This is a genomic window from Actinoplanes sp. NPDC051513 (genome assembly GCF_044454685.1).
Taxonomy (GTDB): domain Bacteria; phylum Actinomycetota; class Actinomycetes; order Mycobacteriales; family Micromonosporaceae; genus Actinoplanes.
Window position 1 is genome coordinate 131018 of record NZ_JBITDW010000014.1, and the last position, 26406, is coordinate 157423.

The window sequence follows — 26406 nt, forward strand, 5'->3', positions numbered from 1 at the left end:
CGTCCTACGAGGCGTCGATCAGGCTCTGCGGGCGCATGTCGGTCCAGTTCGCGTTCACGTAGTCCAGGCAGTCCTGCCGCCCGGCCGGGCCGTGCACGGTCCGCCAGCCGGCCGGCACCTCGGCGAACACCGGCCACAGGCTGTGCTGGTTCTCGTCGTTGACCAGCACGAGAAACGTGCCGTCGGCGTTGTCGAACGGGTTGGTGCTCATCGGATGCTCCTCGTGCGGATGTGGGTTACCAGGGCTTGCAGGGCGTCGAACCAGGCCGCGGCCAGGTCCTGGACCTGCTTCTCGGCGAGCACGGCGTCGGGCCATGCCCAGGTGGCGGTCAGCTGCGGCCCGGCCACCCGGTCCTCGGTCTGGGCGTTGACCACCAGCTCGTACGTCTCGGGCATGGCGTCGTCGGCGCCGTTCTCGGCCGCCTCCGCCTCCGGCGCGTACTCCCAGTCCTGCGCCTCCGGGAAATCGAACCGGCCCATGTAGTTGAACTGGATCGGCGGATGCGGGAGGGCGGCCAGCGCCGGTCCGGTGCGCGGGTTGAGGTAGCGCAGCAGGCCGTAGCCCATGCCGCTGTCGGGCAGCGCGGCCAGGTGCTCGCGCACCCGGGTCACCGCCTCGGCCACCGCCGATCCCCCGGCCGCCAGGTCGATCCCGGCCGTGTCCAGCAGGATCGGGAAGATGTTGGTGAACCAGCCGACCGTGCCGGAGAGGTCGGCGCCGGGCACCAGGTGCTCCTCGCGGCCGTGCCCCTCCAGCGCGACCTGCACCGCGTCGCCGGGGCGCCAGCGGGCCACCGCCACCCCCAGGGCGCCGAGCAGCACATCGTTGATGCTCGCGCCGAGCGCGGCCGGCACCGTGGTCAGCAGCGCCTCGGTGACGTCGGCGGGCAGGGCGAGGGTGTGGTCCTTGAGCGTGCCGGCCACGTCGAGGCTCGGGTCCAGCGGGCGGATCACCGGCAGCGGGTCGCCCTGGCCGGCGATCTCCGTCCACATCGGAAGCTCGGCCTCGCGCTGCGGCGACTGAGCCTGGGCCGCCAACCCGGTGGCCCAGCGCCGGAAGGAGGTGCTGGTGGCCGCGGTGATCAAGGTGCGGCCGGCGACCGCGTCCCGCCAGGCCGCGCCGATCTCGGGCAGCAGCACCCGCCAGGACACCCCGTCGACGACCAGGTGGTGGACGAGCAGCAGCAGGCGGCCGGGCCGGGCCGGCCCGGCATCCAGCCAGACGGCCCGGATCATCACGCCCTGGTCCGGGTCGAGCGCGGCCTGGGCGATCCGGGCCTGTTCGGCCACCGCGTCCCGGAGCCCGCGCTCGTCGAGCCCTTCGACGTCGACGCGGACGGTGAAGCCGGCGGCTTTCCTGGAAGAGGGCGGCGGCACAGTCAGGGACCAGTCGCCGCTGCGGTCCAGTCGCGCCCGCAGCAGGTCGTGCCGGTCGGTGACGGCCTGCAGCGCGGCCAGCAGGTGCTCCCAGCCGAGGTCGGCCGGCACCTGCACCACCGCTGACTGGTTGAAGCCGTCGATCGGCCCCTCGACCTCGCTGAGCCAGCGCATCACCGGGGTGAGCGGGAACGACCCGACGCCGTCGGCGGCCTGCTCGCCGGCCGGGTCGAGCGCGGTGGCGACCAGCGCGAGCCCGGCCACCGTGCGCTCGGCGAACACCTGCCGCGGGGTGATCCGCAGGCCGGCCGCGCGGGCCCGGCCGACCAGCTGCATGGCCACGATGCTGTCGCCGCCGAGCGCGAAGAAATCCGCCTCGACGTCGACCGTCTCCAGGCCCAGCGCGGCCGCCACGACCTCGCTCAGCGCGCGCTCGCGGTCGTTCGCGGGCTCGCGGCCGGCGTTTTCTCCGGCGAGGCCGGGGGCGGGCAGCGCGGCCTTGTCGAGCTTGCCGTTGGCGAGGGTGGGCAGCCGGTCGAGCCGGATCAGCGCGGCCGGGACCATGTAGTCGGGCAGCTCGGCGGCGACCGCGGCCCGCAGCGCCGCCGGGACCAGGTCTTCCGCACCGACCACGTAACCGGCGAGCCGGCGGAGACCCGGTCGGTCCTCGCGGGCGATCACCACGGCCTCGGTGACGCCGGGCTGGGCGGCGAGGACGGTCTCGATCTCGCCGAGCTCGATCCGGAACCCGCGGATCTTGACCTGCTCGTCGACCCGGCCCAGGTATTCGACCCGGCCGTCGCCGGTCCAGCGGACCAGGTCGCCGGTGCGGTACATGCGATCGCCGGGCGCGCCGAACGGGTCGGGGACGAACCGCTCGGCGGTCTGCCCGGGACGGCCCAGGTAGCCGCGGGCCAGCCCGGCGCCGGCCATGTAGAGCTCGCCGGCGATCCCGGCGGGCGCGTGCCGCAGGGCGTGGTCCAGGACGTAGGCGCGGGCGCCGCCGACGGCCCGGCCGATGACCGGTGTACGGGTGTCGGCGATCCGGGCGGACAGCGCGTCCACGGTGGCCTCGGTCGGCCCGTACAGGTTGAACGCCTCGGTGTCCGGCAGCGACCCGAGCCGCTCCCAGAACGCCGGCGCGATCGCCTCGCCGCCGACCCCGACCACCGCGAGGGGGCACTTCCCGTCGCGGATCAGCCCGGCGTCGGCGACCTGCGCGAAGTGCGAAGGGGTCAGCTCGATGAAGTCGATGCCCTCGTCGCGGATCAGCGTGGCCAGCTGCTCGGGGTCGCGCTGGACCGGCTCGGTGACGATGTGCAGGGCGTGGCCGTCGAGCAGCCACAGCTGCGGCTGCCAGGAGGCGTCGAACGCGAACGACCAGGCGTGCCCGACCCGCAGATGCCGCCGCCCGGTGGCCTCGCGCGCGGGCCGGTGCAGCTGGGCGTTGTGGCTGCGGAAGAGGTTGACCAGGTTCCGGTGGGTGACCACGACGCCCTTCGGGCGGCCGGTCGAGCCGGAGGTGTAGATGACGTACGCCGGATGCTGCGGCCGGGCCCGGCCGGGGTTCAAGTTTTCGCCGGCGTGCTCGCTCTCGTTCACCAGCACACGCGGGACGCCGTCGGCAGCGATGTCCACGCCTTCGGCGGTGACCAGCAGCTTCGGCCTCGCGTCGTCGAGCATCGCGGCGATCCGCGCGGCCGGGTAGGCCGGGTCGAGCGGCAGGTAGGCGGCGCCGGACTTGAGCACGCCCAGGATCGCCGTGATGGCGTCCGCGGTGCGCGGCACGGCGAGCGCCACGATGTCCTCGGGACCGGCCCCGCGCTCGCCGAGCAGCCGGGCGAGGCGGTTGGCCCGCGCGTTCAGCTCGGCGAACGTCCACCGCACGTCCCCGCAGACGACCGCCGTGGCGTCCGGCGACTCGGCGGCCCGCCGCTCGAACAGCTCGGTGACCGTCTCATCGGTGCGCGGGACCGGGGCCGGGTTCCAGCCGCTGCGGTCCTCGCCCGAGGCCAGGTCGAGCCGGCCCACCGGGCGCTCGGGGTCGACGGCGAACGCGGTCAGCACCGCGGTGAGCGCGACGACGATCCGCCCGGCGACGGCGACGGTGAACAGGTCGGGCCGGTATTCCAGGCCGACCCGCAGGCGATCGCCGGGGTCGACCACCCAGGTCAGCGGATAGTGGGTGGCGTCGCGGCCGCCCGCGTCGGCGGCGGCAAGCAGCGAGTCCTCGTCGTCGCCGCGGTCCGGGTAGTTCTCGACGATCAGCAGCGTGTCGAACAGCTCGCCGGCGCCGGCCAGCCGCTGGATGTCGGCGAGCCCGAGGTACTGGTGGTCGAGCAGCGCGGACTGCTCGTCCTGCACCCGGGCGAGCAGCGCGCGGACGGGTTCGGCCGGGTCGATCCGGACGCGGACCGGCACGGTGTTGATGAACAGGCCGATCATCGACTCGACGCCGGGCAGCTGGGCCGGGCGGCCGGAGACGGTGGCGCCGAACACCACGTCGTCGCGGGCGGTGAGCCGGCCCAGCACGATGCTCCACGCCGCCTGCACCAGCGTGTTCAGCGTCAGGCCGCGGGAGCGGGCGAGAGCGGTGAGGCTCGCGGTGACATGCCGGGGCAGCTCGCGGTCGATCAGCTCGGGGACGGCCGGTTCGCGCTGCGGGTCGGCCGGGGCGAGCCGGGTGGCGTCCTCGATGCCGGCGAGCGCGGTGCGCCAGGCGTTCTCGGCCGCGGTGCGGTCCTGCCCGGCGAGCCAGGCGAGGAAGTCCCGGTACGGCGTCACCGCCACCGGCTGCCCGGCGTAGAGGGCGGCAAGCTGCTCGATCAGCGGCCCACGGGACCAGCCGTCGAGCAGCATGTGCTGGTGGGTGAGGATCAGCCGGTAGCCGCCCGCGACCCGGACCAGCATCATCCGCAGCAGCGGCGCGGTGGCCGGGTCGAAGCGGCGGCCCTCCTCGGCCAGGCACCGCTCCCAGGCGTCGCCGTCACCGTCGTCCAGCTCGACGACGGCCCAGGGCAGGCCGACGTGCCGGGATACCACCGCGGCCGGGCGGCCGGAGCCGAGCTGGTGGAACGAGGCGCGCAGGTTCGCGTGCCGCTCCAGCAGCGCCTGGCCGGCGGCCCGCAACCGCTCCGGCTCCACCGAGGCGGGCAGGTCGAAGACCATCTGCACGGTGTAGAGGTCGAGGCCGCCCTCGTCGAACGCGGCGTGGAACAACAGCCCGGCCTGCAGCGGCGAGAGGGGCAGCACCTCGGCCACGTCCAGGCCCAGCCCGGCGATCTCGGCGGTCTCCGCGTCGGTCAGCTCGACCAGCGCGCCGACGCCGGCGGCCGCGGTGAACGCGGATCCGGCCGCGGCGGCCAGCGCGGCCGGGGTGCGCAGCTGGAACACCTGCCGCAGGGTCAGCGACAGGCCGGCCGCGCGGGCCCGGCCGACCAGCTGGATCGAGACGATGCTGTCGCCGCCGAGGCCGAAGAAGTCGTCCTCGACACCCACCGACGGCACCCCGAGGACCTCGGCGAACAGGTCGCAGAGCAGTTGCTCGCGCGGGGTGCGCGGGGCCGTGCCGGTGCTCGCGGCGGCGAGGTCGGGGGCGGGCAGCGCGGCCCGGTCGAGCTTGCCGTTGACGCTCGCCGGCAGCGCCTCCAGCTCGACGAACGCGGACGGAACCATGTGGTCGGGCAGCGTCCGGCGCAAGGCGTCCAGGTCAGCCGGGCCGCCCACGACGTAGGCGACCAGGCGGCCGTCGCGGACCACCACCGCGCAGGGCCGGTCGATCGCGGCCTCGATCTCACCGAGCTCGACCCGCTGCCCACGGATCTTGACCTGGCCGTCGCCGCGGCCGAGGAACTCCAGGACGCCCTCCGCGGTCCAGCGGACCCGGTCGCCGGTGCGGTACATGCGCTCGCCCGGCTCGCCGTAGGGGTCGACGACGAACCGCCCCGCGGTCAGGCCGGGCTGCCCGCGATAGCCGCGCGCCAGCTGGACGCCGGCGAGGTAGAGCTCGCCCGGCACGCCCACCGGCACCGGGCGCAGCGCGTCGTCGAGCACGCTCACCCGGGTGTTCCAGACCGGTCCCCCGATCGGCACGCTGGTGGTTCCGGTCCCGTCGGCGGCCGGCCAGTACGTGACGTCCACCGATGCTTCCGTCGGGCCGTACAGGTTGTGCAGCCCGGCGTCCGGGAGCACCTCGGCGAAGCGGTCGGCCAGGGTGGCCGGCAAGGCCTCGCCGCTGCAGATCACCCGGCGCAGGCTCGGGCAGCCACCGCTCGAAGGCAGGAACGCGGCGAGCATCGACGGGACGAAGTGGACGGTGGTGATGCCTTCCCGGCGGATCAGGTCGGCCAGGTATGCGGGGTCGCGGTGGCCGTCCGGTTTGGCGACGACCAGGGTGGCGCCGGCGATCAGCGGCCAGAAGAACTCCCACACCGACACGTCGAAGCCGGCCGGGGTCTTCTGCAGCACCCGGTCCGCGCCGGTGAGCCCGTACTCGTGCTGCATCCAGCGCAGCCGGTTGACGATGCCGGCGTGCTCGACCGCCACACCCTTGGGCGCGCCGGTCGAGCCGGAGGTGTAGATGACGTACGCCGGGTTCTGCAGCCCGGGCGCGGTCGGCTCGACCGCCGGGTCGTCGAGCGGCTCGTCGAGCCGGATCGCCTCGCCCGGCAGCCGGTGGGCCGTCGAGGAATGCGCGAGCACGGCGACCGGCTTGGCGTCGGCCAGCATCCCGGCCAGGCGGGCGTCCGGGTGGTCGAGGTCGAGCGGCAGGTAGGCGGCACCGGCCCGCACCACGGCGTGGATCGCCACGACGAGGTCGACCGAGCGCGGAAGGGCCAGTGCCACCACGGTTTCCGGGCCGGCCCCCGCCGCGGCCAGCACCCGGGCCAGCCGGTCGATCCGCGCGTCCAGCTCGCGGTAGGTCAGCCTCTCCCCGGCCGGGCCGACCAGCGCGAGGGCGTCCGGCGTGGCCGCGACCTGCGCGCAGACCAGGTCGGGAAGGGTGGCCGCGGCCAGCGCCGCCACCGGGCCGGCGCCCCCGGCCGGCAGCGCGTCCAGCAGCCCGATCCGGCCGACCGGCGCGTCCAGCCCGGCGGCGAGCCCGTCGACCAGCGCGACGAGGCCGTCGGCGAGTCGGGCGGCGAGGGCGGGTTCGAAGACGTCCGGCCGGAACTCGACGGCGAGCCGCAGGGTCTCCCCCGGCTCGGCGATCAGGGTGAGCGGGTAGTGGGTGGCGTCGTGGCCCTCGGTCCCGGTGACCGGCAGCCCGCCGGCCTCCCCGCCCTCGTCGTCGGGATAGTTCTCGAACACCACGAGGGTGTCGAACAGCTCGCCGTGCCCGGCGATCCGCTGGATGTCGGTGAGGCTGAGGTACTGGTGCTCCATCAGCGCGGACTGCTCGTCCTGCAGCCGGTCCAGCAGCGCGTGCGCGGGTTCGGCCGGGTCGATCCGGACCCGGACGGGGACAGTGTTGATGAACAGGCCGACCATCGACTCGACGCCGGGCAGCTGCGGCGGGCGGCCCGCGACGGTCGCGCCGAAGACCACGTCGTCGCGGCCGGTGAGCCGGGCCAGCAGCAACGCCCAGGCGGCCTGCACGACGGTGTTGAGGGTGAGCCCGCGGGCCCGGCCGGCCGCGGCGAGCGCGGCGGTGCGGCCGGCGCTCAGCTCGACCTCGACGACCTCCGGGGTGAGCGCCTCGCGCCGGCCGCCGGGGCCGACCCGGGTGGGTTCGGTCAGCCCGGCCAGCGCGGCGGTCCAGGCCTGTTCGGCGGTGGATCGGTCCTGCCCGGTCAGCCAGGCGAGGTAGTCGCGGAACGGGCGGCCCGTGGTCGTCGCCGACCGATCCCGGTAGATCGCGGACAGCTCAGCCATCAGCGGGCCTCGGGACCAGCCGTCGAGCAGCAGGTGGTGGTGGGTGAGCACGAGCCGGTGGGTGTCCGGGCCGGTGTGCACGAGGGCGAACCGGATCAGCGGGCCGGTCGCCGGGTCGAACCGGTGGCCCTGCCGGTCGAGGATCCGTTGCCAGGCCCGCTCGTCCGGGGCGTCGGCCTCGGTCCAGGGCACGGTGACCGTGGCCGGCACGACGCTGACCGCGGTGCCCGAGGTGAGGTGGTGGAACGAGGCGCGCAGGTTGCCGTGCCGGTCCAGCAGCGCCTGGGCGGCGGCGCGCAACCGCGTGGCGTCGACCGGGCCGGTCAGGTCGACCACCATCCGGACCGTGTAGACGTCCGGGCCGGCGTCGTCGAGCAAGGTGTGGAAGAGCAGGCCGGTCTGCAGCGGCGAGAGCGGCAGCACTTCCCGTACGGCGAAGCCGAGCCCGGCGATCTCGCGCCGGTCGGCCTCGGAGAGCGTGACCAGCGACAGGTTCGCGGGCACGGCGTCGGCGCCGGTGACGGTCCCCGCCACCGCGACCAGCCTGGCCGGGGTGCGGTTCTGGAAGACCTGCCGGGGCGAGAGCACCAGGCCGGCGGTGCGGGCCCGGCCGACCAGTTGCATCGACATGATGCTGTCGCCGCCGAGCGCGAAGAAGTCGTCGCCGATGCCGATCCCGGCGACCCCGAGGACCTCGGCGAAGATGTCGCAGAGCAGCTTCTCGCGCGGCGTGCGCGGGGCGCGTGCGGTGCGGCCGGCCGTGAAGTCGGGGGCGGGCAGGACGGCCCGGTCGAGCTTGCCGTTGACGCCGACCGGGAGCTTCTCCAGGGGCACGACCGCGGCCGGGACCATGTAGTCCGGCAGGACCGCGGCCACGTCGGTACGCAGTCGGGCCGGATCGGCGCTCCCCACGACGTACGCGACGATGCGTTTGATCCCGGCGTCGGTGCGCAGCACCACGGCGGCCTGCCGGACGCCCGGCTGGCCGGCGACGACGGCCTCGATCTCGCCGAGCTCCACCCGGAACCCGCGGATCTTCACTTGGTGGTCGGCCCGGCCGGCGAACTCGATCACACCAAGCGACGTCCAGCGCGCCAGATCGCCGGTGCGGTACATCCGGGAGCCGTGGCCTGCGAACGGATCCGGCAGGAAGCGCTCGGCGGTCAGGCCGGGCCGGCCGAGGTAGCCGCGGGCCAGGCCGAGACCGCCGAGGTAGAGCTCGCCGACCGTGCCGGGCGGGACCGGGTTGAGGCCGCTGTCCAGCACGTAGGCGAGCTGGCCGGGGTCCGGCACGCCGATCGGCACGGTTCCGGTGATGACCGGAGTGACCGGCCACAACGTGGCGTTGACGCTGGTCTCCGTCGGCCCGTACGCGTTGAACATGTTGCGGCCGGGCGCGAACCGCTCGGCGAGGCGGGCCGGTACCTCCTCGGTGCCGACGAGCAGGTGCACGCCGAGCGGCAGGTCGACGTCGGCGGGCAGCGCACCGAGCACGGACGGCGGCAGCGCCATGTGGGTGACTTCGTGTTTGACGATGTAGTCGACCAGCGGCGCGCCCGGCGCCCGCAGCTCGGCCGGCACGACGACCAGGGCGCCGCCGGAGAGCAGCGCCCAGCACATCTCCCAGTAGGCGAGGTCGAAGCTGGGCGAGGCGAGCTGCAGGGCCCGGCTGTGTTCGGTGATGCCGATCCGCCGGGTCTGGGTGGCGAGCAGCTTGGCCACGCCCTCGTGGGTCACGACGACGCCCTTGGGCCGGCCGGTGGAGCCCGAGGTGTAGATGACGTACGCGGCGTCCAGCGGCCCGGGCTCGCGCGGCTCGGCCTGCGGTCCGTCGCCGGGCAGGTCGGCTGCGGTGATCGTGCACAGTGGACGGGCGTCGTCGAGCATGTACTGCAGGCGCTCCTGCGGGTGGTCGAGGTCGAGCGCGAGGTAAGCGGCGCCGGAGCGCAGCACGCCGACCAGCGCGATGATCAGGTCGGCCGAGCGGGGCAGCGCGACCGCGACGACCTCGCCGGGTCCGGCGCCCCGGGCGGCGAGCGACCGGGCGAGGCGGGCCGAGCGGGCGTCGAGCTCGGCGTAGGTGAGCTGTTCGTCCTCGCCGACGATCGCGACGTGCTCCGGGTACGCGGCGGCCATCTCGGCGAACCGGCGGGGGAAGGTCGTGAGCTCGATCCCGTCGGCGTGACCGGCCCAGTCGTCGAGCAGCCGGGAGCGCTCGGCCGGGTCGAGGATGTCGAGGCGGCCGACCGGGCGGGACGGGTCGTCGGCGATCGCGGCCAGGATGCGGATCAGCCGGTCCAGCAACCGCTGCGCGGTGGCGGCGTCCACCACGTCCGCGCGGTGCCGGATCTCCAGGTTGATGCGGTCGCCGGGCTCGGCGATCAGGACGAGCGGGTAGTGGGTGGCGTCCTCGTCGTACGCCTCGGTGACCTGGAGCCCGGCCACCGGCTCGGCCGGGCCGCCGGGGTAGCTCTCGAAGACGGTCAGCGTGTCGAACAGCTCGCCGTGCCCGGCGAGGCGCTGGATCTCGCCGAGACCGAGGTACTGGTGCTCGATCATCGCGGCCTGCTCGTCCTGCAGACGGATCAGCAGATCGAGGGCGGGCTCGGCGGGGTCGATCCGCACCCGGACCGGGACGGTGTTGATGAACAGGCCGATCATCGACTCGACGCCGGGCAGCTGCGGCGGGCGGCCGGCGACCGTGGCGCCGAAGACCACGTCGCCGCGGCCGGTGGTGCGGGCCAGCAGCAGACCCCAGGCGGCCTGGACGAGCGTGTTGACGGTGAAGCCGTGGGCGCGGGCCAGGTCGGCGAGACGGGCGCTCAGCGGCTCCGGCAGCGCGGCCTCGACCGCGTCCGGGATCGACGGCTCGGTGGAGGCGCCGATCCGGGTCGGCTCTTCCAGACCCGAGAGGGCCTCGCGCCAGGCGGTGACGGCGGCCGCCTTGTCCCAGCGGGCGAGCCAGGCCAGATAGTTCTTGTACGGGGTGGCCGGGGGCAGTTCCCGCCCGGCGTAGAGGTCGAACAGCTCGCGGACCAGAAGCGGCGACGACCAGCCGTCGAGCAGGATGTGGTGGTGGCTGATGACGAGCCGGTGGACGTCGTCGGCGAGCCGGGTCAGCGTCATCCGCATCAGCGGCGGCCGGGCCATGTCGAAACGCGGAGTCTCCTCGACTTCCGGCTCGGTCGCGCGGTACTCCCACGGCAACTGCACCCGGGTGGGGATCGCCGCGACGGTCGTACCCTTGGCCGTGCGCCGGAAGCCGGCCCGCAGGTTGGGGTGCCGGTCCAGCAGTGCCTGCCCCGCGGTCCGCAGCCGTTCGACGTCGAGGTCGCCGGTGAGATCGAGCGCGGTCGACACCGTGTAGACGTCCGGGCGGCCCGCTTGTCGCAGTTCTGGTCTGGGCGGGACGGCGTCGTACAGGGCGTGGAACAGCAGGCCCTCCTGCAGCGGCGACAGCGGCAGGACGTCCTGGAGCCCGGTCTTGTTCGTCACTGCGTCTCCCACTCGGACTCGAAGCCGGCGAAGTCGGCCTCGAGGCTGTCGATGTCGTCCTGGCTGAGGTCGACCAGATCCAGGTCGGACGGGGTGTAGCCACCGCCGTCCGTACCGGTGGCCAGCGCTCGCAGCGCGGCCCGGAACCGATCGGCCAGCTCGTGCACCTGCTCGGCGGTGAGCAGGCCGCGCGGCCAGGTGAAGGTGGCGGCGAGCCGGGGCCCGCCGGGGTGGTCCTCGGTGATCGCGTTGATCTCGAGGGGATAGTCGGCGGGCATGGCCTCGTCGGCGCCGCCGCCCCAGCCCTCGCCGGCCGGCTCCCACGGCCCGTCGCCCGCGTCCCCGGCGGTGAACCGGCCGAGGTAGTTGAACCCGATCAGCGGCTGCGGCTTGCCGGCCAGCGGCGCCGCGGGATGGGACCAGCGCAGCAGGCCGTACCCGACGCCGCTGTCCGGCACCGCGCGCAGCCGTTCCTTGACGACCTTCAGCGCGTCGCCGGGGCTCTGGGCCCCGAGGTCGAGCCGCACCGGGTATTCGGTGGTGAACCAGCCGAGGGTCCGGGACAGGTCGGCGCCCGGCACGAGCTGCTCCTCCCGTCCGTGCCCCTCCAGCGTGACCAGCCAGCCGGAGTGGCCCGCCCAGTCGCGCAGGGCGAGCGCCAGCCCGGTCAGCAGCACGTCGTCGACCGTGGCATGGAATCCGGCCGGAACGGTGGTGAGCAGCGGCCCGGTCTCGTCCGGCGGCAGCGTGACGGTGTGCTCGTCGCAGGTGCCGACGGTGTCCCGGGCCGGGTCGAGCTCGCGGCGGCCGAGCGCGACGCGCGGTCCGTCGAGGACCTCGGCCCAGTACGGCGCCTGGCTCTCGGTGCGCGGGTCGCGGGCGAGCCGGTCGAGCTCGCGGGACCAGCGCCGGAACGAGGTGCCCGACCGGGTCAGCTCCCGGCCCTGCCAGGCGTCGGCGAGGTCGGGCAGCAGGATCCGCCACGAGACGCCGTCGACGACCAGGTGATGGACGACGAGCAGGACGTACGGGCCGGTGAGCACCGCCTGCAGCAGCACGCCCCCGGCCGGGTCGAGCCGTTCGCGGGCCGCAGCGGCGATCCGCGGCAGCGCGTCCGGGTCGTCCGTCTCCACCCGTACCGGATCGATCGGCGCTCCCGGCCCGGGGATCTCGATGCCGTCGGCGGTGATGCGGGCGCGCAGCAGATCGTGCCGATCGGCGAGCGCCTGCAACACCTCGGTGAGCCGGTCGGCGGTGACCCCCGCGGGGGCGTGCAACAGCATCGACTGGCTGTAGCCCCGGATCGGGCCGTCCACATCGAACAACCAGCGCATCACCGGGGTCAGCGGAGCGCTCCCCCACGCCTGGCCCGGCTCCTCGGTCGCCGGCGCGGTCTCGACGACGGCGGCCAGGGCGAGCGCGGCCGGGGTCTTGTGCCGGAACACGTCCCGCGGGCTGATCCCGAGACCGGCCGCGAGGGCCCGGCTGACCAGCTGGATCGAGACGATGCTGTCGCCGCCGAGAGCGAAGAAGTCGTCGTCGGCGCCGACCGCAGGCAGGCCGAGCACATCGGCGAACAGGTCGCACAGCTGCTGCTCGCGGTCGTTGCGGGCGGCGGCGCCGCCGCTGAGCTGGCTGAAGTCGGGCGCGGGCAGCGCGGCCACGTCGAGCTTCCCGGCGATCGTCCGGGGCAGCGCGCCGAGTTCGACGAACGCGGACGGGACCATGTAGTCGGGCAGCTTCGCACGCAGCGCGTCGAGGTCGGGCGGCCCGCCCACGACGTAGGCGACCAGCCGGCCGTCGCGGACCACGACCGCGCTCGTGCCCCCGAGGGCCGCCTCGATCTCACCCAGTTCGATCCGGAAGCCGCGGACCTTGACCTGGCCGTCGGCGCGGCCGGCGAACTCCAGCACGCCGTCGCGGTTCCACCGGGCCAGGTCGCCGGTGCGGTACATCCGGCCGCCTTTTTCGGCAAACGGATCCGCGACGAACCGCGACGCGGTCATGCCGGGCAGGTTGAGGTAGCCGTGTGCCAGACCGGGCCCGGCCACGTACAGCTCGCCGAGCACGCCCGGCGGCACCGGCTGCAGCGCCGCGTCGAGCAGGTAGGTGCGCACGTTGGCGAGCCGGTAGGGCGAGCGGGCCGGGCCGGACCAGCCGTAGGCGTCGACCGAGGCCTCGGTCGGCCCGTAGAGGTCGTGACAGTCCAGGCCCTCGACCGCGCAGATCTGGCGCCACAGTTGCGGATCGATGGCCTCGCCGCCGACCAGCAGGGTGCTGAGGCCGGCGTCGAGGATCCCGGCCGGGATGAGCTCGCGCAGGTAGGTCGGGGTCACGTCGAGCACCTCGACCCGGCGTTCGCGCACGTAGCCGACGAGTGCGGCGGCGTCGCGGTATTCGTCGTCGTCCAGCACGTGCAGGGCGTGGCCGTTGAGCATCCACACCAGTGGCTCCCACGAGCCGTCGAAGGTGAACGAGGCGACGTGCGCGACCCGCCGCTTCGGGCCGGGCATCAGGCGCCGGCCGTGCGTGGCGGCGAGGTTGACGATGCCGCGGTGCGGTACGAGCACCCCTTTCGGGCGCCCGGTCGACCCGGATGTGTAGATCACGTACGCCGGATCGTCCGCAGCGACCGCCGGAAGAATGCCGCGGTCCGGCAGCGCGGCATCGCCGACCGTCAGCCGGGGGCCGGACCACGGCACATCGAGCCCGTCAGTGGTGACCAGGATCGCCGGCGCGGCGTCGTACAGGATTCCGGTGATCCGGTCGGCGGGCTGGTAGGCGTCGAGCGGCAGATAGGCTGCGCCACTGCGGAGCACACCGAGGATGGCGGGCACGGTCAGCGGGCGGGCGGTGGCCAGCGCGACCAGGCCGCCCCGGCCGACTCCCTTCGCGGCCAGCGCGCCGGCCAGCCGCGACGACCAGTCGTCGAGCTCCTCGAAGGTCCAGGCGCGGCCGCCGGAGACGAGCGCGATCGCCCGCGGGGTGGCCGCCCGCTGGGCCTCGAACAGGTCCGTGATCGAGCCGGCCGGCGCCGGTTCGGGTGCGGCGGCGAGCAGCGCGGTCCGCTCGTCCGGGGCGAGCACGTCGATCCGGCCGACGGTCCGGGCCGGGTCGGCGGCGACCGTGGCGAGGACCCGCTGCAGTCGCTCGACCAGGGTACGGGCAGAGGCGAGGTCGTAGCGGTCGGTGGCGAACTCGAGGGTGCCCTCGATGCCGCTGCCGCCGGCCGCGTCGGCGAAGTCGAACGAGAGGTCGAACATCGCCGCTCGGTGGCCGACCGGTTCCGGCCGCCCGTCCAGGTCGCCGAGGCGCCACACGTCCGTGCTGCCGGGCAGGTAGGAGACCATCGTCTGGAACAGCGGATGCCGGCCGAGCGAACGGACCGGGTTGAGCGCCTCGACGAGATGCTCGAAGGGCACGTCCTGACGATCAAAAGCCGCCAGATCCGTTTCCCGTACGCGTGAGAGCAGTTCCCGGAACGACGGGTCACCGCTGGTATCCGTACGCAGAACCAGGGTGTTCACGAAGAAGCCGACCAGATCGTCCAATGCCGCATCCGGTCGGCCCGCCACCGGAGAGCCCAGCGGAATGTCGGTGCCGGCGCCCAGACGGGTCAGCAACACCGCCACCGCCGCCTGCACGACCATGAACATGCTCGTGCCGGTGCTGCGGGCGAGCTGCCGAAGGTCGTGGGCGACGGTTTCCGGCACGGCGAACTCGACGATCCCGCCGTGGTGGCCGGCCTCGGCCGGGCGGGGCCGATCGGCGGGCAGGTCCAGTTCCTCGGGCAGTCCGGCGAGCGCCTCCCGCCAGCCCGCGACGTCGAGGGCCTGGTTCCGCTGCCAGAGCGCGAAATCCGCGTACTGCACCGGAAGCGGCGGGTACGACGGCGCGCGACCGGCGCGCCGGGCCTCGTACGCGGTGGTCAGGTCCCGCAGCAGCGGCTCCTCCGACCACTCGTCGCCGGCGATGTGGTGCAGCAGCAGAAGCAGCACGTGCTCGTGCGGCCCGGCCGGGAACAGGTCCACGCGCAGCGGCGCCTCCCGGTCGAGCTCGAACGCGTGCCCGGCCGCGCTGTCCAGGTCGCCGCCGGAGTGGAAGGTGACCGGAACCGCCCCGGCGCCGAGGACGTGCTGATACGGCGTGCCGTCGACCTCGGGGAAGACGGTCCGCAGCGTCTCGTGCCGCTCGGCGACGTCCCGGACCGCGGCGGTCAGGGCTGCCCGGTCGAGCGGCCCGCGCAGCCGCCACGCCATCGGGATGTTGTAGGTCGGGTTCGGCCCTTCGAGCCGGTAGAGGAACCACAACCGTTGCTGGGCAAAGGAGAGCGGCACCCGCGCAGGGCGGGGACGCGCGGTGACCGGTTCCCGGGTGACCCTGGTGAGGCGTGGCAGGAGCGCTGCGACGGTCGGCGTGTCGAAGACGGCCCGCGCCGGCAGGTCGACGCCCATCTCGGCGCGGACCCGCCCGGCGAGGCGCATCACCAGCAGCGAGTGGCCGCCGAGCGCGAAGAAGTCGTCGTCGATGCTCACCGCCGGCAGGCCGAGCACCTCGGCGAACAGGTCGCACAGCTGCCGCTCGCGACCGGTGCGGGCGGCCCGGCCGCGGCTGAGCGCCGACCGGGAGGGGGCGGGCAGGGCGGCCACGTCGAGCTTGCCGGCGACCGTGCGGGGAAGCGTGTCCACCTCGACCAACGCGGCCGGGATCATGTGGTCGGGCAGCTCGGCCCTCAGTTTGCCGAGGTCGGCCGGGCCGCCGGCCACGTACGCGATGAGCCTTCCGTCGCGGACCACGACCGCGCTGTTGCCGCCGAGCGCCGCCTCGATCTCGCCGAGCTCGATGCGGAAGCCTCGCACCTTGACCTGGTTGTCGGCCCGCCCGGCGAATTCGAGCACTCCGGCGGCGTTCCAGCGGGCCAGGTCGCCGGTGCGGTACATCCGGCCGCCTCTTTCGGCAAACGGATCCGCGACGAACCGCGACGCGGTCATGCCGGGCAGGTTGAGGTAGCCGTGTGCCAGACCAGGCCCGGCCACGTACAGCTCGCCGAGCACGCCCGGCGGCACCGGCTGCAGCGCCGCGTCGAGCAGGTAGGTGCGCACGTTGGCGAGCTGATACGGCTCGCGCGACGCGCTGTGCCAGCCGTAGGCGTCGACTGAGGCCTCGGTCGGCCCGTACAGGTCGTGGCAGACGAGCCCGTCGACCGCGCAGATCTGGCGCCACAGTTGCGGATCGATCGCCTCGCCGCCGACCAGCAGCACGCTCAGCCCGGCCTCGAGCACCCCGGCCGGGATCAGCTCGCGCAGAAAAGTAGGGGTCACGTCGAGCAGGCCGACACCCTGGGCGCGCAGCAGCGGCACGAGCACGGCCGGGTCGCGGTACTCGGCGTCGTCGAAGACGTGCAGCGCATGCCCGTCGAACAGCCAGATCAGCGGCTCCCACGAGCCGTCGAAGGTGAACGAGGCGACGTGCGCGACCCGGCGCTTCGGGCCGGGCATCAGCCGGGCGCGGTGGGAGGCGAACAGGTTGACGATGCCGCGGTGCGGGACCACGACGCCCTTGGGCCGGCCGGTCGAGCCGGAGGTGTAGATGACGTAGGCCGGGTCGTCCGCACCGACCGCCGGAAGAATGCCGCGGTCCGGCAGCGCGGCATCGCCGACCGTCAGCCGGGGGCCGGACCACGGCACGTCGAGCCCGTCGGTGGTGACCAGGATCGCCGGCGCCGCGTCGGCCAGCATCGCGGCCACCCGGTCGCTGGGCTGGTAGGCGTCGAGCGGCAGATAGGCCGCGCCACTGCGGAGCACGCCGAGCAGCGCGGGCACGGTGAGCGGGCGAGCGGTCGCCAGCGCCACCAGATCACCCCGGCCGACCCCCTGCCCGGCCAGCGCGCCGGCCAGTCCCGCCGACCAGTCGTCCAGCTCGGCGAAGCTCCAGGCGCGCCCGCCGGAGACCAGTGCGACGGCCTGCGGCGCGGCCGTCACCTGGGCCTCGAACAGGTCCACGATGGACCCCGCCGGGATGTTCTCGTGGGGCGCGGGCAGCAGGAGGGCGCGCTCCTCCGGGGCGAGCACGTCGATCCGGCTCACCACCGTGGCCGGATCGGCGGCGACGGCGGCCAGGACCCGCTGCAGCCGCTCGACCAGGGTCTTCGCGGAGGCCGTTTCGTAGCGGTCGGTGGCGAACTCGAGCTCGCCGCGTACGCCGTCGCGGGTCTCGAAGAAGTCGAACGACAGGTCGAACATGGCGACGTGCTGGCGTACGTGCCCGGTCTCGACCCGCAGCGAGCCGAGATGCCAGGTGCTGTCGGCCTCGCCCAGGTAGGAGACCATCGTCTGGAACAGCGGATGCCGGCCGAGCGACCGCGCCGGGTTGAGCGCCTCGACCAGATGCTCGAAGGGCACGTCCTGACGATCAAAAGCCGCCAGATCCGTCTCCCGTACGCGCGAGAGCAGTTCCCGGAACGACGGGTCACCGCTGGTATCCGTACGCAGAACCAGGGTGTTCACGAAGAAGCCGACCAGATCGTCCAATGCCGCATCCGGGCGGCCCGCCACCGGCGAGCCCAGCGGAATGTCGGTGCCGGCGCCCAGACGGGTCAGCAACACCGCCACCGCCGCCTGCACGACCATGAACATGCTCGTGCCGGTGCTCCGGGCGAGAGCCCGCAGCCGAGCGGTCACCTCACCGGGCAAGTCGAAGCGCACCACGTCGCCGCGGTGGCTGGCCGCGGCCGGGCGCGGCCGGTCCGCCGGAACGTCGATCTCGTCGGGCAGCCCGTCGAGCGCCTCCCGCCAGCCCTCGATGTCCAGCGGCTGCTGCCGTTGCCAGAGCGCGAAATCCGCGTACTGCACGGGAAGCGGCGGGAAGGCCGGCGCCAGACCGGCGCACCGCGCGGTGTAGGCGGCCACGAGGTCGCGGCGCAGCGGCACGTCCGACCACTCGTCGCCGGCGATGTGGTGCAGCAGCAGGACCAGGACGTGCTCGTCCGGCCCGACCCGGAACAGGCGGGCGCGCAGCGGGGGTTCCTCGTCGAGCCGGAACCCGTACGCGCCAAAGGATTCCAGCCGCTCGGCCAGCGCGCCATCGGCGATCTCTTCGACCGAGATCGGGACCGGCCCGGCCGGCAGCACCCGCTGGAACGGCTCGCCGCCGTCGTCGGCGAACACCGTCCGCAGGGTCTCGTGCCTCCCGGCCACGTCGGCGACCGCGGCGATCAGGGCATCCGTGTCCAGCCGTCCGCGCAGACGCCACGCGATCGGGATGTTGTAGGTCGGGTTCGGCCCCTCGAGCCGGTAGAGGAACCACAACCGTTGCTGGGCAAAGGAGAGCGGGACCCGGTCGGGCCGCGGCTGCGCGGTCAGCGGCGCCCGGGTCGAGCCGGTCAGGCGCGGCAGCAGCCCGGCCACGGTCGGGGTCTCGAACACCGCGCGCACCGGCAGGTCGACGCCGAGCTCCGCGCGGACCCGCCCGGCCAGGCGCATCACCGACAGCGAATGGCCGCCGAGCGCGAAGAAGTCGTCGTCGATGCCGACCGCGGGGACGCCGAGCACCTCGGCGAACAGGTCGCACAGCTGCTGTTCGCGAGTGCCCCGGGCGGTGCGGCCGCCGGCCGGCGCCGAGATCTCCGGATCGGGCAGCGCGGCCACGTCGAGCTTGCCGGCGACGGTCCGCGGCAGGGCGTCGACCTCGACGAACGCCGATGGAATCAGGTAGCCGGGCAGTTTGGCCCTCAGCCGGTCGAGGTCGACCGGGCCGACTGTGTAGGCGATGAGCCGGTCGTCGCGGACCACCACCGCGCTCCGGCCCCCCAGCGCCGCCTCGATCTCGCCCAGCTCGATCCGGAAGCCGCGCACCTTGACCTGGCCGTCGGTGCGGCCGGCGAACTCCAGCACGCCGTCGTCGTTGCGGCGGACGAGGTCGCCGGTGCGGTACATCCGGCTTTTCCCGGCGAACGGATCCGCCACGAACCGCGAGGCGGTCATGCCGGGCAGGTTGAGGTAGCCGTGCGCGAGACCCGGGCCGGCCACGTACAGCTCGCCGAGCACGCCCGGCGGCACCGGCCGCAGCGCCGCGTCCAGCACGTAGGTCCGCACGTTGTCCAGCCGGTAGGCGTGGCGGTCCGGCCCGTGCCAGCCGTAGGCGTCCACCGAGGCCTCGGTCGGGCCGTACAGGTCGTAGCAGTCCAGGCCGTCGACTGCGGTGATCTGTTGCCACAGCTGCGGATCGGTAGCCTCGCCGCCGACCAGCAGCATGCCGAGCCCGGCGTCGGGCACCCCGGCCGGAATCAACTCGCGCAGGTAGGTCGGCGTCACGTCGAGGAAGTCGATCCGCTGCTCGCGAAGGTAGCCGACGGTAGCGGCGGCGTCCCGGTAGACGTCGGCGTCGAGCACGTGCAGGGCGTGCCCGTCGAGCATCCAGATCAGCGGTTCCCAGGATCCGTCGAAGGTGAACGAGGCCACGTGCGCGACCCGTCGCTTCGGGCCCGTCATGAACCGTGCGCGATGGGTGGCGAACAGGTTCACGATCCCGCGGTGCGGCACCACGACACCCTTGGGCCGCCCGGTCGAGCCGGAGGTGTAGATGACGTAAGCCGGGTCTTCGGGTGTGACCGGTTCCCCGGCGGCCTCGACCGGCTCAGAACTCTCGGAGACGTGCAGCCGCCGCCCCTCCCAGGGCAGGGAAACGCCTTCCTCGGTGACGACGAGCGCGGGCGCGGCGTCCTCGAGCACGGCGGCGATGCGGTCGTGCGGCTGGTCCAGGTCGAGCGGCAGGTAGGCGGCGCCCGCGGTCATCACGCCGAACATCGCCTGCGGGGTGAGCGCCCGGGGCAGCGCGAGCGCGACCCGGTCCCCGCGGCCGGCACCCAGTTCGCGCAGCCGGGCGGCGAGCGCCCCGGCCCAGCCGGAGACCTCGGCGAACGTCCACTCGCGGCCGCCGGCGACGAGGGCCACCGCGTCCGGACTCCGGTCGGTCTGCGCGGCCAGCAGGCCGGGGATCGTGGCGTCGGCCAGGGGCGCCACGACCGCGTCGAGCAGCCCGGCCCGCTCGGCCGGGTCGAGCACGTCGATCGTGGCGAGCGGGGCCGACGGCGCGTCGCACAGCCGGGTCAGCACGACGGTCAGCCGGTCCAGCAGCCGCGCGGCGGCGGCCGCGGTGAACAGGTCGCCGCGGTACTCGAGGTCGAGGTGCATCCGCTCGCCCGGGCGGGCGGTCAGCGTCACCGGATAGTGGGCGCAGTCGCGGATCGACGCGCCGGTCACCCGCGCTCCCCCACCGGCCGACGGCAACGACGAGCCGAGCGGGTAGTTCTCGAAGACGGTCAGCGTGTCGAACAGCTCGCCGTGCCCGGCCAGCTGCTGGATCTCGGCGAGGCCCAGGTGCTGATGATCCATCAGCCGGGCCTGGCCGCCCTGCAGGCCACGCAACGCGTCGACGGCCCGGGCGGCCGGATCGAGCCGCACGCGGACCGGGATCGTGTTGAGGAACAGGCCGATCATCGTGTCCGAGCCGGGCAGGTCGGGCGGGCGGCCGGCGACGGTCGCGCCGACCACCACGTCGTCGCGGCCGGTGAGCGCGCCGACGACGATCGCCCAGGCGCCCTGCACGAGCGTGTTCCGCGTGAGCCCCTCGGCCCGGCCGAGCGCGGTCAGCCGGGCGGTGAGGGCGGCCGGCAGGTCCCGCAGCACCCGCTCGGGCACCATCGCGCGGGCCGGCGGGCGCGCGGCCAGCAGGGTCGGCCCGTCCAGCCCGTCGAGGGCGTCCCGCCAGGCCGCGGTGGCGGCCGCCCGGTCCTGGGCGGCCGTCCAGGCCAGATAGGTGCGGAAGTCGGCCGGTGGCGGCAGCGTCTCGCCGCGGTAGAGCGCGAACAGCTCGTCCAGCAGCAGGGGCATCGACCAGCCGTCGAGCAGCAGGTGGTGGTGGGTGACGACGAGCCGGTGATCGTGCGGGCCGAGCGAGAGCAGCGCCATCCGCAGCAGCGGGGCGGTGGCCGGCTCGAAGCGGGTGGTGAGGTCGTCGTCGAGGAACTTCGGCAGCTCGTCGGCGGCGAGCGACATCGTCGTCCACGGCAGGGCGACCTGGGTCGGCACGATGGCGACCGTGTCGCCGTTCTTGCGGCGGCGGAACGCGACCCGCAGGTTGGGCCGCCGGTCGAGCAGCGCCTGCCCGGCCGCCCGCAGCCGCTCGGCGTCGACCGGGCCGGCCAGGGTGATCGTCAGCTGTCCGGTGTAGACGTCCGGGCCGTCCGCGGCCAGCTGGGTGTGGAACAACAGGCCTTCCTGCAGCGGGGTGAGCGGCAGGATGTCGCTGATCCGGGAGGCGGGCGCGGTCACGGGAGCTCCCATTCGGTCTCGAACTCGTCGATCTCGTCCTGGCTCAGCGCCAGGGTGAGGTCCGACGGGGTGAGCCCGCCCGCGGCCGGTCCCCGGGCGTGCTCGACCAACGCCCCGAGCGCGTCGAACCAGCCGGCGGCCAGCTCGGCGACCGCCGCCCCGGAGAGCAGGTCCCGCGGGTAGGCCCAGGTCACGCCGAGCTCCGGCCCGTCGGCGCCGTCCTGCACGTACGCGTTGATCTCCAGGGTGCAGGGCGCGACCGGCATGCCCAGGTCGAAGCCGCCGGCCAGGATCCCGTGCCCGGCGACCGGCGTGAAGTCAGCGCCCGGCCCGGCCGTGAACCGGCCGAGGTAGTTGAAGCTGATCTGCGGGGCGGGCAGCGCGGCCAGGGCCGGCGAGGTGTCCGGGTTGAGGTAGCGCAGCAGGCCGTAGCCGATGCCGTGGTCGGGGATCGCGCGCAGCTGCTCCTTGATCCGCTTGAACGCGGCGCCCGCGGCCGGTCCGCCGGCGAGCGCCTCGGTCAGGTCGGCGTCGCCCGGGTCGAGCCGCACCGGGAACACGCTGGTGAACCAGCCGAGCGTGGACGCGAGGTCGGCGCCGGCCACGATCTGCTCCTCGCGGCCGTGGCCCTCGAGGGCGATCAGCACGGACCGTTCGCCGCCGCCGCGCCACTTCGCGACCGCGAGGGCGAGTCCGGTGAGCAGAACGTCGTTGATGCCCGCGTTGAAGGCGGCCGCGACGCCGGTGATGACCGGCTCGGTACGGGCGGCGGGGAGCCGGACGGTGTGCCGGGCCACCGACGCCAGGTCGTCGACCGGGCGCAGCGGGCGGTGGCTCAGCGCCGGGTCCGGCCCGTCGAGAATCCGTTGCCACAGCGGCAGTTCCGCGGCCCTCCGGCCGGCCGCCTCGCGGAGCCCGAGGGCCCAGCGGCGGAAGGAGGCGCCGGTGTGCGAGGTCGCCCGGGACCCCCAGAGCGCGGCCAGGTCGTCGGGCAGGATCCGCAGCGAGACCCCGTCGACCACGCTGTGGTGGACCACCAGCAGCAGGTGACCGGCGGCCGGGAAGAACACCGCCTGGGCCATCACGCCCCGGGCCGGGTCGAGCCGCAGCGCCGCCGCTGCCTCCTCGGCCGCGACCGTCGCGCCCTCGGCGGCCACCCGCAGCCACGGGCCGGCCGTCCCGCGCGGCGCGACCCGCAGCACGCCGGCCGGCCGGTCGAGGGTGGCGCGCAGCAGGTCGTGCCGGTCGGTCAGCTCGGCCAGAACCGCGGCCAGGTCGTCGGCCTTCGCGCCGTCCGGGGTGGTGACGACGATCGACTGGCTGAACGCGGTGAGGTCGCCGCCGGTCTCGTCCAGCCACCGCAGGATCGGGGTGAACGGGATCTCGCCAATCCCGTCGTCCGGCGACTCCGGACGGGCGGTCGCCGGCTCGGTCACCACCTCGGCCAGGGCGGCGACCGTGCGCGCCTCGAACACCTGGCGGGCGGTGCAGACCAGCCCGGCGGCGCGGGCGCGCAGCACGAGCTGGATCGAGACGATGCTGTCGCCGCCGAGGCTGAAGAAATCGTCGTCGATGCCGACGCCGGGCACGCCCAGCACATCCGCGTACAGCTCGCAGAGAACCTTCTCGCGCGGTGTGCGCGGGGCGGTTCCGGTGGCGAGCACGGCGTAGTCGGGGGCGGGCAGCGCGGCCCGGTCAAGCTTGCCGCTGGTCAGCACCGGCAGCGCGTCGAGCAGCACGAATCCGGTGGGGACCAGGTAGGCGGGCAGCCAGGATTCGGCGTGCAGGCGCAGCGCTTTCCCGAGCGTGGCCGGGTCGGTGAAGGCGGCCGGCGTGTTGGCGAGCGGAACGGTCGCGCCCGGCCGGTAGTCGCCGGCGGGCGCCTCGCCGAGCTGGAAGACGGCGTCGAGCGCGCCGCTGAGCGAGTCGCCGTTCCAGGTGACCGCGACGTGGTGACTGCCGAGCGCGGCGAGGTCGGCGGCGGCGGCGCCGTCGGCAAAGCCCAGTAAAGCGTTGGGAATTCCAGTGATGCGCACCCGCTGCGGGTTTTCCGAGAGCAGCTTGCGCACGGCGTCCAGCCCCGTCCACGCGTGAACCTGTTCCGGGCGAGGGTCGCCGGCGGATGACGTGGAGAGCACGACGTCGTACCGGTAACGGGTCAGCTCGTTGTCGTGGCGGGACTGCTTCACGCGTACGTCAGCAGTTTGCATCCCGAGAGTCCCGAAATAATCCGGATCCAGCAGCAGCTCGCGCTCGGCCCGCAGGGCCGCCTCGACCTCGTGGCCCGGCTGCTGGGCCGCGATCGCCTCGTGCAGCGCGCGGTGCAGCCGCAGATTGCGCACGTCACCCACGAAGATGCGGCCGCCGGGAGCGAGCCGGGTGACCGCCGCCCGCAGCACCGAGGTCAGGTAGTCCGCGCTCGGGAAGTACTGCGCCACGGAGTTGATGACGACCGTGTCGAAATGGCCCTCGGGCACGCCGGTCAGGTCGCGTGCCGGCTGCGCGCGCAGCACCACGCCCGGCATGTCCGCGGTGGCGCCCCGCAGCGTCGCGATCGCCTCCTCGGAGAGGTCGAGCCCCCAGTAGCTCTCCACGTCCGGCGCGAGCCGGGACAGCAGCAGTCCAATGCCGACCCCGATCTCCAGGATCCGTTGCGGCGCCAGGGCTTTGATCCGGGCGACGGTCTCGTCCCGCCACTCGCGCATCTGCTCCAGGGGGATCGGCGAGCCGTCGAAGCTGGAGTTCCAGCCGGTGAAGTTCTCGTCGAAGCGTTCCACCCGGCCGGCCTGGTAGAGCAGCTCGTGCAGCTCCTTCCACTCGGCGACCTGCGCATCGGCCTTCTCCTGCGGTGCCTCGGCGTGGTCGGCCGACACGACGTAGGCGGCCAGCCGGACGTCGCCGGGCCGGTCCTCGCGGGCGATCACCGCGACCTGGCCGACGCCGGGGTGGCGGGCCAGCACCGACTCGACCTCGCCCAGCTCGATCCGGTAGCCGCGCACCTTGACCTGGTCGTCGACCCGGCCGAGGAAGTCCAGCCGGCCGTCGCCGCGCCACTGGGCGACGTCGCCGGTGCGGTACATTCGGCCGCCGGCCTCGTCGAACGGGTTGGCGACGAACCGCTCGGCGGTCAGGTCGGGCCTGTTCACATAGCAGCGGGCCAGGCCCGGACCGGCCAGGTACAGCTCGCCGGGGACGCCGGGCGCGACCGGGCGAAGGGCGGAATCCAGCACATACGCGTCGGTGGCCGGGTCGGGACGGCCGATCGGCACCGACGAGCCGTCGATCCGGTCCGGATCGCACTCGCCGAGCGTCGAGTTCACGGTGGCCTCGGTCGGCCCGTACGCGTTGAACATCCGGCGGCCGTCCGCCCAGCGGGCCACGAGCTCCGGCGAGACCCGCTCGGTGCCGGCCAGCAGGATGCCCGGCGGCAGCTCGCACTCCGGCGGAAGCGCGGCCAGCAGCGCGGGCGGCAGGATCATGAAGTTCGTCCGGTGCCGCATCGCGTACTCGGTCAGCGCGAGCCCGGCGACCCGGCGGTCGGCGGGCACGACGACGATCCGGCCGCCGGAGCAGAGCGAGAGCATCAGGTCCCAGAAGGCGACGTCGAAGCTGGGCGAGGCGAAGTGCAGCACGCGGACGTCCGGGGTGAGCCCGAACCGCTCGAACTGGGTGGACATCAGCTTCGCGACGCCGGAGTGGGTGAGCAGCACGCCCTTGGGCCGGCCGGTGGAGCCGGAGGTGTAGATGACGTAAGCGGCGTGTTCGACCCGCAGCCCGTCGCGTGCCGGATCGGTGGCCGCCGCGTGCCCGAGCTCGGCGATCACGGCCGGGTCGTCGAGCAGCAGCCGCGGCATGCCCGCCGGGCGGGGCAGCCGATCGTCCGCCTCGGCGGTGGTGACCAGGCAGAGCGGCTCGGCGTCGCCGATCAGGTAGCCGAGCCGTTCGGCCGGGTCGGCCGGGTCGAGCGGCAGGTAGGCGGCGCCGGCCTTGAGCACGGCCAGCTCGGCCACGATCATCTCGATCGAGCGGGGCACCGCCAGTCCGACCACCCGGTCCGGCCCGGCGCCGCGCGCGATCAGCAGGTGGGCCAGCCGGTTCGCCCGGGCGTCCAGCTCCGCGTAGCTGATCTCGGTGTCCTCGAAGACCACGGCCACCGCGTCCGGATCGCGCCGGACGCTCGCCGCGAAAACCTCGGGAAGCGTGGCCGGCGCGACGGTGAGCGGGCCGCCGCTGGACCACTTCATCGCCTCGATCGTGTCGTGCATGCGTCGCTCCTGCTGGTACTGGATGGGGGCGCGTGGCATCCGGGCCCCGCCCTGGTCGGCGCGGCCCTCTTCAAAAACGGGAGACCTAGGGGTGCGAGGTCAGGTATCCGCCCATCGAGCGGAAGTACTCGCCGGCGGGCAGTTCGGTGTCGTCGTCGAGGCGGATCCGGTCGATCGCGAGGCCGTGGCTTTTGCCCCGGCGGGCCTCGGCGCCGGCCACGATGACCACGGCGTCGCCCTCGCGGTAGAAGATGCGGCCGGGCGTGCCGCCGTAGATGCCGTCGGAGACGTGCGCGGCGGCGATCCGCAGCCGCTGTCCGTTGTGGAAGGCGTACGCGTTCGGGTACGGGTCGGACTGCGCGCGGACCAGCCGGTCCAGCTCCTCGGCCGTCCACGTCCAGTCGATCCGGTTGTCCTCTTCGGACCGCTTGTGGAAGAAGCTCGCCCGCGAGCGGTCCTGCGGGGTCCAGTCGGTGCGGCCGGAGGCGATCAGCGCGAGCCCGTCGACGGTGATCGGGCCGAACAGCTCGAGGGTCTTGTGGAAGAGATCGGTGGTGGTGTCCCGGTCGCCGACCGGGACCGAGCGCCGCAGCACGATGTCGCCGGCGTCCAGCGTGCCGTCCATCATGTGCGCGGTGACCCCCACCTGTTTCTCGCCGTTGATCAGCGCCCAGATCAGCGGCGAGAAGCCGGCGTACTTGGGCAGCAGCGAGTCGTGCACGTTCAGCGTGCCGAGGCGGGGCAGCGAGAAGATCTGGGGCGGGATCCACGTACGCCAGTTGGTCGCCACGATGACGTCGGGGTCGGCCTCCTTGAGCGGGCCGAGCAGGTCGTCCTCGGGCCGGTCGCGCACCTCCACCGGGACGCCGTGCCCGGCTGCGAGATCGGCGACCGAGTCGCTCCAGATCCGCTCGTACGCGTGGTCGCTCTTCGGGTGGGTGACCACCAGCGTGACCTCGTGCTCCGAGTCCAGCAGCGCCTGCAGGGTGCGATGCCCCCACGTCTGGTACCCGAACATTGTTACCCGCACGGTTCCTCCTGACCCGTCCCAGCCCGCAAAAGTT

Annotated in this window: 5 protein-coding genes; all 5 read right to left on the bottom strand. The window is 74.0% G+C overall.

Annotation, left to right across the window (positions count from 1 at the left end; all coding sequences use genetic code 11):
* Positions 1 to 4: 4 nt before the first annotated feature.
* Positions 5 to 211 (bottom strand): MbtH family protein, encoded by a 207-nt coding sequence (locus tag ACIA5D_RS34245; protein WP_396034540.1) that lies wholly within the window; start codon positions 209 to 211, stop codon positions 5 to 7.
* On the bottom strand, positions 208 to 10746 hold the full coding sequence (locus ACIA5D_RS34250; RefSeq protein WP_396034541.1) for an amino acid adenylation domain-containing protein: 10539 nt from the start codon (positions 10744 to 10746) through the stop codon (positions 208 to 210). Before ACIA5D_RS34250 ends, ACIA5D_RS34245 begins: the two co-directional genes overlap by 4 nt.
* A complete protein-coding gene (locus tag ACIA5D_RS34255) occupies positions 10743 to 21077 on the bottom strand; it encodes an amino acid adenylation domain-containing protein (RefSeq protein ID WP_396034542.1) in 10335 nt (3444 codons plus the stop codon). The genes ACIA5D_RS34250 and ACIA5D_RS34255 overlap by 4 nt, the downstream gene beginning before the upstream one ends.
* A complete protein-coding gene (locus tag ACIA5D_RS34260) occupies positions 21074 to 25342 on the bottom strand; it encodes an amino acid adenylation domain-containing protein (RefSeq protein ID WP_396034543.1) in 4269 nt (1422 codons plus the stop codon). Before ACIA5D_RS34260 ends, ACIA5D_RS34255 begins: the two co-directional genes overlap by 4 nt.
* Before the next feature lie 85 nt (positions 25343 to 25427).
* Positions 25428 to 26372 carry a methionyl-tRNA formyltransferase gene (locus ACIA5D_RS34265; RefSeq protein ID WP_396034544.1) on the bottom strand — a complete coding sequence of 315 codons (945 nt, stop codon included), beginning with the start codon at positions 26370 to 26372 and terminating at the stop codon, positions 25428 to 25430.
* Positions 26373 to 26406: the final 34 nt, after the last annotated feature.

What these genes read in the sequence shown, in the direction of transcription:
- ACIA5D_RS34260 (WP_396034543.1), bottom strand. Translation starts at nt 25,342, where the DNA reads ATGCACGACACGATCGAGGCGATGAAGTGGTCCAGCGGCGGCCCGCTC.
- ACIA5D_RS34245 (WP_396034540.1), bottom strand. Translation starts at nt 211, where the DNA reads ATGAGCACCAACCCGTTCGACAACGCCGACGGCACGTTTCTCGTGCTG.